A 12,008-nucleotide genomic window follows, 5' to 3' on the forward strand; every position below is an offset into this window, starting at 1 on the left:
GCGGGCGTGGGAGTGTTCGATGAAATCGGGATCCGGCGACGGACGGCGGCGATCAGCCGGTCCGGTAGTCGTCGAGCATCGGCGCGAACATCTCGTGCCACGCGCGCGGCTTCGCCTTGATCGTGCCGGCGAGATACAGGAATTCGACGTAGTCCATCAGCTGGTTCGGCCGCACCGAGAACCGCGTGTCCGGCGCGGCGAGCATCTGCATCACGTCGTCGTGCGACACGCCGACACCCGACGAGGCCGCATACAGCGCGGCCGCCGCGCGCGGGTCCTGCGCGATCAGGCGGTTCGCTTCGTCGAGCGCGCCGAGAAATGCCGAGGCCAGCGCGGGCTCGGTATCGACGAGCCGCTTCGGCGCGAACACGACGTCGAGCGTCAGCGGGCCGAGCACGTCGACCGAATTCACGACGCGATGAATGCCCGGCTGCCGCAACTCGAGGGTCGAGAACGGCGGTGACGTGAAGTGCGCCGTGACGCCGTTCTCGCGGCGGATCAGCGCCTGCATCGCTTGCGGATGCGGCAGGTTCACGGTGATCGAATCGAGTTGCGCGAAATGCTTCGCGCCGAGCTGGCGGCTCGCGACCATCTGCAGCACGACCGCCGACAGCGACGTGCGGATGCCCGGTACGGCGATCCGGTCGGACGGCGTGAAGTCGCGCAGCGACGCGAGACCCGGCCGATTCGCATTGAGCGACAGCGACGTCGTGGACAATCCGCTGATGCCGATCACCTCGACGTTCGGAATCCCCCGTGCCCGCGCCCACAGCTCGATGAAGCCCGGCGCGCCGGCGCCCGCGAAATCGAGCGTGCCGGCCATCATCGCGTCGTTGACGGAATTGCCGCCGTCGAGCAGCACCCAGTCGACCGCGACCTCGCGCACGCCGTGCCGCGCCGCGTGCTGCTCGAACAAGCGCTGCTTCTCCATCACGAGCAGCGGCAGGTACAGCACGCCGTAGCCTTTCGAGATCCGCACCGTGCGCGGCTTCGCGCGCACCAGCGACGGTGCGGCAAGCATGCCGAGGCCGGCGGCGAGCAACGCGCGGCGGCGGGGCGACGTCGTCATGCGCACGCCTGCGTACCGCGGGCGGCAAGCGACGACGCGGCAGCCCGCGTCAGGCTTCGCCGTGCATTCGGCCGCGCCTTCGTCGTGCCCGTGACATGCTGCATGTTGCCGTCTCCTCTGGTATTAATGCCGTCATCGCTCGTTCCGGCTGAACACAGGTTATCGAGCGAGTCTGAGAAAATGCTGACATCCCGGCCCCGGGAAAACCCCTAACTCATCTACCTGCAAACGGCACCATGCGCATTCTTGTCGTGGAGGACGATGCCGAAATCGGCGCGGCGATCCGCAGCCGCCTCGCGCGGCTCGGCCATGCCGTCGATCTCGAAACCGACGGCTCGACCGCGAACGGATTGCTGCGCGTCGAGCGCTTCGACCTCGTCGTGCTCGATGCGAACCTGCCCGGCCTCGACGGCTTCTCGGTGCTGCGCAACCTGCGCGCGTCGGGCAGCACGACGCCGGTGCTGCTCGTTACCGCACGTTCCGCGATCGACGACCGGGTGAGCGGCCTGGGCCTCGGCGCCGACGACTATCTCGTGAAGCCGTTCGACTACCGCGAGCTCGATGCGCGCGTGCAGGCGCTGCTGCGCCGCAACAGCGGCCATGCGAATGACGTGCTGACGCTCGGCGGCCTCGTGATCGACCGCAGCAGCCGGCTTGCCGAACTCGACGGCCAGCCGCTGTCGCTGTCGCGCCAGGAATTCGCGCTGCTCGAGATTCTCGCAAGCCGCCCGCAGCGGATCTTCTCCAAGGACGAACTGCTGAACCAGCTGTTCAGCTTCGGCAACGAGCCGACCGCGAACGCGGTCGAGCAGTACGTGACACGCGTGCGCAGGAAGCTGCAGGGCAGCTCGGTCGAGATCCGCACCGCGCGCGGGATGGGGTATCAGATTGCCGCGCATTGACTGGTTCCCGAAGACCCTGTTCGGGCGCACGCTGCTGTTCATCGCGCTCGTCGTCGCGACCGGCGCGCTCGCGCTCGCGGCGATCGCGCGCTACTACGCGGGCGTCGCCGCCGAACGCGCGTACGACCAGTTGCTCGCCGGCGCGTCGATCCAGGTCGCGGAGAACCTCTACGTGCAAGGCGGCGTGCTCGCGCTGAACCCGCCCGTCGCCGCGCTGTCGACGCTGTCGCGCTACGACCTCGTCTACTACAAGGTCGTCGATTCGCGCGGTGTCGTCGTGGCCGGCTACAACGATCTCGCGAGCCCCGCGACGCTCGCCGCCGCGAAACAGGGCCCCGCGTTCGCGAACGCCGTCTACCAGGGGCACCGGATCCGCACGGCGACCATCGCGCGCTACATGCCCGAGGAAAGCACGCCCGGCTGGGCGCTCGTGACCGTTGCGCAAACCACCAACGCGCGCCAGCAGCTCACGAACGACATGAGCATCAAGGTGTGGACGCTGATCCTGCTGATGAGCGTGCTCGCGATCGGCGCGAGCGGCCTCGCGATCCGGCGCGGCCTGCGCCCGCTCGCGCAGATCGGCACGCTCATCGCCGCGCGCGACCCGGCCGACCTGCGGCCCGTGGCCGTCGACACGCCGAGCGAGATCGACGCGATCATCGGCTCGATCAACGGGTTGATACACCGCCTGGCCGAGCGCATCAACGCAATGCAGCGCTTCATCGCCGACGCAGCACACCAGATGCGCACGCCGCTCGCGCGGCTCGACGCGCAGATCGAATTGCTCGACGGCGAATCCGATCCCGCGCGCCATGCGGCACGGCTCGACGCGCTGCGCGCGACCAGCGCGGACGTCGGCCGCCTCACCGGGCAGTTGCTCAATCATGCGATGGTGATTCATCGTACCGAGGTCGTGCCGCTGCAACCCGTCGAACTCGTCGCGCTCGCGAAGGACGTGCTCGGCCGCACGATTCCGCTCGCGGACACGCGCGATGTGGCCGTCGCGTTCGCGAGCGACGCCCCGCATGCGTGGATCGACGGCGATGCGATCAGTCTGCAAGAGGCGTTGTCGAACGTGCTGCACAACGCGCTGCTGCATGGACATGCAGACGATATCGTCGTGTCGGTCGCCAGCGCGGGCAACGCGGATCAAGCGGTGACGCTGACCGTCACCGACAACGGGCGGGGGATTCCGCGCGAGCATTGGGAGGCGGCATTGCAGCCGTTCGTCCGGATCGCGCCGGACGGCGGCGAGCGTCGAACCGGGTCGGGGCTCGGGCTCGCGATCGTGCAGGAAGTGATGAAGGCGCACGGCGGGCGCATCGGGTTCGCGTTTCCGGATGCCGGCGGGTTCGCGGTGGTGATGACGTTTCCGAGGGCGGCGACGCAGCGCGCAGGCAAAGCTTAGGTTACCGTATGATCTGACATACGACCGATCGAACGCCACATGGCGACAGACGCTCAGTCGTCGCTGTCGCGATCGTCGTCGGCATTGTGCCCCTCATGTCGCGCCACCAGCCGGTTCATACTGGCGGCCGCAGAACGGCCACCACAACGTGTCGACGTCGGCGCGTTTCCTGACATCCGCAGCATCGCAACTTCAGCAATAGCAATGCAACTGGATAGCTACGCCTTGTGCGTCGACAGCAGAATGCTCGTCTCGGTACTCGCGATGCCGTCGATCAGCCGGATCGCGCCGAGCACGCGATCGAAATGCTCGAGCGAATCGGCATGCAGCTCGGCGACGAGATCCCAGCGGCCGTTGGTGCTGTGGATCGACGCGACATTCGGATGCCCGCGCAGCACCTTCACCACCTCGGCGCCGCGATTGCCCTGCACCGCGATCGACATCAGCGCGCGGATCCGGTGCCGTTCGGCCGCCGGCTTGAGCCGTACCGTGTAACCGACGATCACGCCGTTTTTCTCCAGCCGCGTCAGCCGGTTCTGCACGGTCGCGCGCGCGACGCGCAATTCCTTCGCCAGGGTGACGACGGGCAGTCGCGCGTTGTCGCGCAGCAGCGCGATCAGCTGCCGGTCGACGTCGTCGAGCGTGATCATGAAGGGGCCTTCCTGTTGAGCGTGAACCGGCCGCCAGCGTGCCGGAGGCTGCGCATTCCGACCAGCGCGAACCGGGCAAACTGCCGGATATGGCTGGCATTTTGACAAGTCTATCGATAAATCTGCCACTTTTGCCGTCTTTTTGTTGGCTCGACTCCCGGAAATAATGACTCCATCGACCGGCCGAATACGCCGTGCCGCCGCTTTTCAGCAAGCCCGCGCCCGCACCGAAGCATCGCCCGGTCGACCGGAATGCCAGGACACCCGTACCGGCAAAGACAATGGAGACAGACCGATGACTCGCTTCCTCGACGTTCCCGCCACCGCCCGCCTGATCGCCAAAACCGGCGTCACGACGTTCCTGCGCGAACTCGTCGACACGCTGCGCGCCGATTACCTGCAGTGGGCCGATTTCGACAAGTCGCCGCGCGTCGCATGCCACTCGCGCGACGGCGTGATCGAACTGATGCCCGTCGCGAACGCGTCGCTGTTCGCGTTCAAATATGTGAACGGCCACCCCGTCAACGCGACGCGCGGGATGCACACGGTGATGGCATTCGGCGCGCTCGCCGAAGTCGATACCGGCTACCCGCTGCTGCTCGCCGAACTCACGCTGACGACCGCGCTGCGCACGGCCGCCACGTCGGTGCTCGCCGCGCAGGGTCTCGCACGCCCCGACTCGCGCACGATGGCACTGATCGGCAACGGCGCGCAGAGCGAATTCCAGGCGATCGCGTTCCACACGCTGCTCGGCATCGACGAAATCCGCGTGTTCGACGTCGATCCGCTCGCGACCGACAAGCTCGTGCAGAACCTCGCCGCATACCCTGAATTGCGCGTCGTGCGCGCCGCATCGACCGCCGACGCCGTGCGCGGCGCCGACATCGTGACGACCGTCACCGCCGACAAGGCGTACGCGACGATCGTCACGGCCGACATGATCGAGCCCGGCATGCACCTGAACGCGGTCGGCGGCGATTGCCCCGGCAAGACCGAGCTTGAAGCGGGCGTGCTGCAGGCGGGCCGCGTGTTCGTCGAATTCGAGCCGCAGTCGCGCATCGAAGGCGAGATCCAGCAGATGCCGGCCGACTTCCCTGTCACCGAACTGTGGCGCGTGCTGCAACGCGAAACGACCGGCCGCGAACGCGCGGACGAAGTCACCGTGTTCGACTCGGTCGGCTTCGCGCTGGAGGACTACTCGGCGCTGCGCTACCTGTACGCGCTCGCGCAGCAGCACAACGCGGGGGTCGAGATCGCGCTGATTCCGCCGGCCGTCGACCCGAAGAACCTGTTCGCGCTGATCGAAGACCCGGCCGCGATCGCGCAGGGTCACGCGGCGTTCGTCACCGAAGCCGTCGCCGCATTCGCGCGCTGACCGTCAACGCCGGGCGGCCCGTGCGCAGCCCGGCTCCCTGCCTTTCGCTCCTGCCTTCCATGAATCTCGTATCGATCCAGGCGCCGGCCGCCGTCGTGATGATCCGGCCGCACCGTTTCCTGCCGAACCCGCAGACCGCGGCCGACAACGCGTTCCAGCGCACGAGCGGCGGCGGCTCGACCGACACGTCGTCGGTGTCCGCCGCCGCACGCGACGAAGTCACGGCCGCCGCGCAGACGCTCGCCGATGCGGGCGTGCGCATGCACGTGTTCGACGACCACGGCGAGCGCGACACGCCCGATTCCGTGTTCCCGAACAACTGGTTCTCGACGCATCCGGGCGGCCACGTCGCGCTGTATCCGATGCACAGCCCGAACCGCCGCCGCGAGCGGCGTGCGGACATCGTCGAGATGCTGAAGGCCGAGTATCGCGTGCAGGACGTGATCGACTATTCGGGTCTCGAATACGACGACGTGTTCCTGGAAGGCACCGGCGCAATGGTGCTCGACCACGTCGCGCGGATCGCCTATACCGCGCGGTCGCGCCGTGCCGATCCGGTCGCGCTCGAACGCTTCTGCACGCATTTCAATTTCGAGCCGATCTGCTTCGATACGGCCGACGCCGACGGGCGCCCGATCTATCACACGAACGTGATGATGAGCGTCGCGACGGAGTTCGCGATGGTCGGCCTCGACCTGATCGCCGACGGCCGGCGCCGCGTCGAGATCGCGCAACGCCTGACCGAAACGGGACGTGCGGTGATCGCCCTCGATCAGTCGCAGATCGCGAATTTCGCAGGCAATACGCTGGAATTGTCGGGAAGCAACGGGCGCGTGCTTGCGCTGTCGCGACGTGCGTTCGATTGCCTCACACCTGACCAGCGTGCGGTGATCGAGCGCTCCGCGCGGCTGCTGCCGCTCGACGTGCCGACGATCGAACTGGCCGGCGGATCGGTGCGCTGCATGCTCGCGGGGATTCATCTCGCGCGGCGGGCGGCCGTGCCGGATGCGATCGCCGCGGAGTCGGCCGCATTGCCACGCGAGACGACGCCGCCTATCTGACCGACAGGCTCACAAAGCGCAAACGGCTGCCGATGCAATGCAACGGCAGCCGTTTTTTGTTCGAAGGGCATTGAATCGGCGCGCGTCACCCCGCATCGGCAACGCCGCGAAATGCTCCGGTATCCGAACGATACCGGAGCACATCGCGCCACTCACCCGGCCAGCAGCTTCAACCCGGCCGGCAGCGTTTCGCCGAACACGCGCGCCGTGTCGGCTTCGTCGAACGCGATCGCTTCGCGCACCATGTCGATCCATGCGGCCGACGCATTCGCGGCCGACAGACGCTTGATCACCGCGTCGCGCGTATCGTCCGGCAGGTCGCGTGAACGGTCGCCCGTCATCCGGGCAATCTGCGCGGCCGCGAACGCGGCCGGCTCGACCTGCTTCCAGTCGAGCGCGAACAGCGCGTCGAGCCAGCCATTGACGACTTCCGCAGGCACGACGCTATGCGCGCTGCCGTAGAACGGCCGGCGCGCACCGATGCGCCCGAGCGCCCACGCACACAGCGCACGCTCGGCCGGCTTCTGCAATTGCGCGATCAGGCGCTCGGCCAGCTCGACCTTGCGCTCGACGGGCAATCGTTCGAGCGACGCGGACAGCCGCGTCATGTCGGCCGGGCCGACCTTGCCCGGATCGAACGGCAGCTTGCGCCGCTTGTCGTCGGACGGTTCGAGGAACGCGATCGCGTCGCGCACCTGCGTCTGCGCATCGTCGTCGAGGCCGCCGGCCACGCGCCGCCACAGCGTCCACCACTCGGACCACACCTGCCCGTCGTTCACGTATTGAATGCCGTCGTCGAACAGCGGCCACAGCTGCTCGATGCGCCATGCGTCGAGCGGATGGCCGAAGCCCGGGCGCAGGCAATAACCGGCGAGGTTCAGCCACGCGCGTTCGTGATCGGCCGAGCGACGGCGGCGCCGCGCCCGCGCAAGCAGCGCGTCGAACAGTTCGCGCGCGAGCGCGACGTCCCACTCTTCGCGCGGGCCGAGCACCTGTTCGAGCTGCGCGCGCAACCGGCGCGTGTCCTTCGGCGTGACGTCCGCGGCCTTGCTGCCGAACGAGCGCTCGATCAGTTCGATCGCGTGGTCGAGACGCGGATGCCGCGCGGATGCATCGTCGCCGCCGTGCGCCGGCGCGTCGCCGCGCAACTGGAATTCGAGCCGCCAGCGGCGTGCCGCGTCGTCGGTCGCGATGCAATGCATTTCGAGCGTGCCGACCTCGGTCAGCGACGCGGTGAGCTTCACCGGCGTTTCGCGCGCATCGCTGCCCGCCTGCCGCTCGACGACCGTCGCGATCGGCGGCAGCCGCACGAAATCGCCGCCGTCGAGTGCGACGAGATCGCCGGGCCGGTACGCGGTGTCGGCCACCGTCGACACGAGGTGGAAACGCACCGGCTGCCCGAGCTGCAGCGCGAAGGTACGATCCTCCAGCCGGATCTCGCGGCCCTCTTCCGCTCCGCGCGGCAGCAGGCAGACACCGCGCGCGGCTGCGTCGCCGGCGCCGTCGTCCAGCACGAGGAAATAGCTGCGCGCGGAACCGCCGCCGATGCGCGGCGCATGCCCGGCGCGCGCGAGGCCATACGCCACCGCGCCGCGCGCGACGGCCACGTCCGGATGCGCGTTGTGCAGCACGTCGAGCGGCGCGCCGCGCCACGCGCCGAGCGTCTGCGCGAGACGGCCCGCGAGCGCGCCCGCACGGAACACGCCGCCGTTGAGCAGCAGCGTGTCGGGCAGCGGGCCTTCCGCGTGACGGTTCAGGAACGCGGCGACGTGCCGCGTGACGGCAGGGTCGCTCGCATACGGCAACCCGAATTCGACGATCGCCGCCCGCGCGCGGCGCGGCAGTTCGCCGGCCTCGACCTGCGGAAAGAAACCGTCGACGACGATCTGTTCGACTTCCTGCCGTGTCAGTTCGGCCGAACGTGCACCGCCGACGAGCTTGCTGCCCGCGCCGAGCAGCGTGACGGTGACGGACGCCGGTGCATCGTCGCCGAGCAGCCGCTCCTTCGCGGCACGGCAGCGCTCGACGAGCTGCGACAGGCTCGCGGCCGACAGCCGCGTGCCGGGCTCGGTCAGCCGCGTTTCGACCAGGCGCGCAAGCGCGAGGTCCATGTTGTCGCCGCCGAGCATCAGGTGATTGCCGACGCCGACGCGCGTAAAGGTCGGCTCGCCGCCGTCGCCCGGTGCGACATCGACGAGCGTGAGATCGGTCGTGCCGCCGCCGACGTCGCAGATCAGCACGCGCCGCGCGTCGGCGAACGTGTCGCGCAGCGTTTCGCGCCGGCCGTACAGCCAGTCGTAGAACGCGGCCTGCGGCTCTTCCAGCAGCCGCAGCGCGGGCAGCTTCGCGCGCCGCGCGGCCTCGACCGTCAACGCGCGCGCGCCGTCGTCGAACGACGCGGGCACCGTCAGGATCACGTCCTGCTTCGCGAGCGGCGCATCGGGAAAACGGGCATCCCACGCGTCGCGCACATGCGCGAGATAGCTGGCGCTCGCGTCGACCGGCGACACCTTGTCGACGCCGTCGGCCGCGCCCCATGGCAGGATCGCGGCGAGCCGGTCGACCGATGCGTGCGACAGCCAGCTCTTCGCGCTCGTCACGAGCCGGCCCGGCACCTGCGCGCCGAGCGTGCGCGCATAGCGGCCGATCACGGGCGGCAGCGCGTCACCAGCGGCGCCGTCACGGCCGCCACCCGAACGGGCGGCCGCGTCGCGCGCGCCGGCCGCCTGCCACGGCAACCTCAGCGCGTCCGCCGCGAGCTCACCGGCCGCCGGGTGATAGCGCACCGACGGCAGCAGCGGCTGCGCGGCCACCGCGCCGGGGCCGACCAGTTGCTCGACGTCGAACACGCGGATCGCGTCGGAGCCGGCTTCGACGTACGCGACGACCGTATTGCTCGTGCCGAGGTCGATGCCGACCGTATAGCGCTTCATCGTGCTCAGGCGGCGCCGCGCACGTCGAACTCGACCTTCCAGCGCTCGTCCGTGCCGCTCGGGATCGCCTCGAGTTCGAGCGTGCCGGCTTCGGTCACGCGCGCATGCAGCTTCACGGGCACGATCTCGCCGACCGTGCGCCCTTCGGCGGGCAGCGTCGCCTGGATTTCCTCGAGTTCCTGAAGTTCTTCCGGCGACCAGTAATCGAGCAGCGTGCCGACCTGGTCCTGGCGGCGCACCGACGATCCGAAGAAGCGGAACTGCACCGGCTCGCCGACGACGAGGCCGAACTCCTGCGGCGGCAGCGCCGCGTCCGAGCCTTCCTCCATCCCGAACGGCGCGACGCACAGCGCCTGCACCGGCGGCTCCAGCCCCGGCACCGCGGGCATCGCCGACTCGATCGCGACGTAGTACGCACGCGCCGTGCCGCCGCGAATACGCACGCCACGGCCGCGCTTCACGTAACCGTAGTAAGCCGCGCCGCGCGCGACCGCCAGATCGAGATCGGCGCCTTCGAGCAGGCGGGCGGGCGGCGCGCCTTCGGCGGCGAGCCAGCTGTTGAGCGTATCGAGCACGCGTTGCGTGAGCAGCGTCGACTTGAACACGCCGCCGTTGAACAGCACGGCCGTCGGATGCAGGAACGTCGCGCCTTGCGGCAGCGTGCGCTGCACGCCTTCGAGCGTGTCGAGCGCCGCGACCTGGCGGCCGAGGAACGCCGCGAGATGGCGCGTGATGCCCGCGTCCTGCGCATACGGCAGGCCGAGTTGCGTCAGGCCGACGCGCGCGCGGCTCACCGGGCGCGCGGCCGCATCGACCTGCGGGAAGAAGCCTTCGAGGATCGTCTGCGTGAGTTCAGCGCGCGTCAGTTCCGTGCGGATCGAGCCGCCGATCAGCTTCGAGCCGCGACTCGGCACGACGAGCGGCACCGCATCGGTCGTCGGGTCGGACAGCAGCGTTTCCTTCGCGGAGCGGCATGCGTAGGTCAGCGCACGCAGTTGCCACGGATCGGCCTGCGTGCCCTGCTGCGCGAGCTTGCGCGCGACCACGTGCGCGAGCGCGAGGTCCATGTTGTCGCCGCCGAGCAGGATGTGCTCGCCGACCGCCACGCGATGCAGTTCCAGGTTGCCTTCGCGCTCGACCACCGCGATCAGCGACAGGTCGGTCGTGCCGCCGCCGACGTCCACGCACAGGATCAGGTCGCCGACCTGCACCTGCTTGCGCCAGCCGCCTTCGCTCTTCTGGATCCAGCTGTAGAGCGCCGCCTGCGGCTCCTCGAGAAGCGTCATCCGCGAATAGCCGGCGGCACGCGCGGCTTCCGCCGTCAGTTCGCGCGCGGCCGGGTCGAACGACGCGGGGATCGTGACCGTCACGTCCTGGTCGGCGAACGGCGCGTCGGGATGCGCGTGATCCCACGCTTCGCGCAGGTGCGTCAGATAACGGATCGAGCTTTCCAGCGGCGACACGCGCGACACCTCGGGCGGCGCATCGCTCGGCAGAATCGCCGCGCGGCGGTCGACGCCCGGGTGGCACAGCCAGCTCTTCGCGCTCGAGACGAGGCGGATTGGCGTGCCCGCGCCGCGCGTGCGCGCCATTTCGCCGACCGCGAAGCCGCGCGAGGCCGTCCACGGCAGCGTCAGGTCGCCCTGCGTCAGCTCGCTTTCATGCGGAAGATAGAGGAACGACGGCAGCAGGTCGCGCGACTCCAGCGCGCCGGGCGCGGTCAGCTGCGCGATCGGCAGCACCTGCTGCGTGATCTTTTCGCCGTCGCTCGCGGCGCTGTCGACGTACGACAGCGCGCAATGGGTCGTACCGAGGTCGATACCGATCGAATAGCGCGGATCGCTCACAGTTCCACCTCCGCCGGTGCAACCACCGATGCGTCGTGACTGCCCGTCAGCTTCGGCAGGCGCACGTCGGCCACGCGCCAGCCGCGATGGCTGACCGTACCCGTGAACGGCGCGGAACCGACCACGTTGCCCGTCACGCGCACGGCCGTCGCGTCGAAGCCGGCCGGCAGCGTCACGCGGCTGCCTTCGGCTTCATCGCGCACCGGCACGATCGTGAAGTGCTCGCGCAGCGCAGCGCGGCAGCCGTCGTGCACGAGGCGTGCGGCAGCGCCGATGTCGGCGTCCGCATAGCCGGCGATGTCTTCCTCGACGAAGTCGATGAAGCGCGCATCGCGCTGCAACAGGCCGAGCAGTTGCAGCGCGGCTTGCGGGCTCGCTTCGCGCAGCTCGGGGGCCGGGGCCTTCACGGGCGCGGGCGCCGGAGCCGCGGCGGGGGCCGGCGCAACCGGCGCCGGGGCGACCGGTGCCGGCGCGCCGTCGCGCACGCGCAGCACGCCGGCCGCGAACTCGCGGTTGCCGAGCACGGAGAAGAACGTGCCGACGGCCAGCGACAGCCGGCCGAAGAAGGACAGGTTGGATTCGGGCATGGGGTCTGGACTCCTGTGGGCTCGCGACACGGCGAGCATCTTGCCTGGGCGCCCGGTGGCGGCGTGCGATTGCGCACTGCCACCGCCCGGCGCATGATTCGGGCGCGCCCTCTCGGGTGCGGAAAACCCGTATTTTGCCCTGTGGCGGGCAAACCGGGCAGAAGTTGGGGGACAGA

At 69.4% G+C, this 12,008-nt stretch carries 9 protein-coding genes; 4 read left to right on the forward strand and 5 right to left on the reverse strand.

All coding sequences use genetic code 11. From position 1 onward, the window contains the following. Positions 1-52: 52 nt before the first annotated feature. Positions 53-1,069, reverse strand: a complete 1,017-nt coding sequence (locus ACT2FV_RS08550) for an ABC transporter substrate-binding protein (RefSeq protein WP_059601225.1) — start codon at positions 1,067-1,069, stop codon at positions 53-55. Positions 1,070-1,305: 236 nt separating this feature from the next. Here ACT2FV_RS08550 and ACT2FV_RS08555 point away from each other — a divergent pair, with 236 nt between their 5' ends. Both ACT2FV_RS08555 and ACT2FV_RS08560 read left to right on the forward strand, forming a co-directional pair. Further along, the gene (locus tag ACT2FV_RS08555) at positions 1,306-1,971 is read left to right on the forward strand and encodes a response regulator transcription factor (protein WP_124901449.1); all 666 of its coding nucleotides are present in this window, start codon (positions 1,306-1,308) and stop codon (positions 1,969-1,971) included. Beyond that, a complete protein-coding gene (locus tag ACT2FV_RS08560; protein ID WP_444503641.1) occupies positions 1,958-3,379 on the forward strand; it encodes a sensor histidine kinase in 1,422 nt (473 codons plus the stop codon). Before ACT2FV_RS08555 ends, ACT2FV_RS08560 begins: the two co-directional genes overlap by 14 nt. A gap of 218 nt (positions 3,380-3,597) precedes the next feature. Here ACT2FV_RS08560 and ACT2FV_RS08565 read toward each other — a convergent pair whose 3' ends face one another. Continuing rightward, complete coding sequence (locus tag ACT2FV_RS08565) at positions 3,598-4,029, reverse strand: Lrp/AsnC family transcriptional regulator (RefSeq protein ID WP_059601220.1); 432 nt, start codon at positions 4,027-4,029, stop codon at positions 3,598-3,600. A 295-nt stretch (positions 4,030-4,324) separates the two neighbouring features. Here ACT2FV_RS08565 and ACT2FV_RS08570 point away from each other — a divergent pair, with 295 nt between their 5' ends. Together ACT2FV_RS08570 and ctlX are read left to right on the forward strand one after the other, a co-directional pair. Continuing rightward, positions 4,325-5,404 (forward strand): ornithine cyclodeaminase, encoded by a 1,080-nt coding sequence (locus ACT2FV_RS08570; protein WP_059601218.1) that lies wholly within the window; start codon positions 4,325-4,327, stop codon positions 5,402-5,404. A gap of 59 nt (positions 5,405-5,463) precedes the next feature. After that, positions 5,464-6,465: a citrulline utilization hydrolase CtlX gene (ctlX, locus tag ACT2FV_RS08575; RefSeq protein WP_444503642.1), complete on the forward strand. Its 1,002-nt coding sequence runs from the start codon at positions 5,464-5,466 to the stop codon at positions 6,463-6,465. Between the two features lie 152 nt (positions 6,466-6,617). Here the strand turns inward: ctlX and ACT2FV_RS08580 are convergent, their stop codons facing one another. Genes ACT2FV_RS08580 through ACT2FV_RS08590 form a run of 3 tightly spaced genes read right to left on the reverse strand, consistent with a single transcriptional unit; the run spans position 6,618 to position 11,832 of the window. Next, positions 6,618-9,398 (reverse strand): Hsp70 family protein, encoded by a 2,781-nt coding sequence (locus ACT2FV_RS08580; protein WP_444503643.1) that lies wholly within the window; start codon positions 9,396-9,398, stop codon positions 6,618-6,620. A 5-nt stretch (positions 9,399-9,403) separates the two neighbouring features. Further along, entirely contained in the window at positions 9,404-11,245 is a 1,842-nt protein-coding gene (locus ACT2FV_RS08585; RefSeq protein WP_124901453.1) for an Hsp70 family protein, read from the reverse strand. Beyond that, complete coding sequence (locus tag ACT2FV_RS08590; RefSeq protein ID WP_444503644.1) at positions 11,242-11,832, reverse strand: DUF2760 domain-containing protein; 591 nt, start codon at positions 11,830-11,832, stop codon at positions 11,242-11,244. Before ACT2FV_RS08590 ends, ACT2FV_RS08585 begins: the two co-directional genes overlap by 4 nt. Positions 11,833-12,008: the final 176 nt, after the last annotated feature.

Source organism: Burkholderia sp. PR2 (assembly GCF_052372875.1).
Lineage (GTDB): Bacteria > Pseudomonadota > Gammaproteobacteria > Burkholderiales > Burkholderiaceae > Burkholderia > Burkholderia diffusa.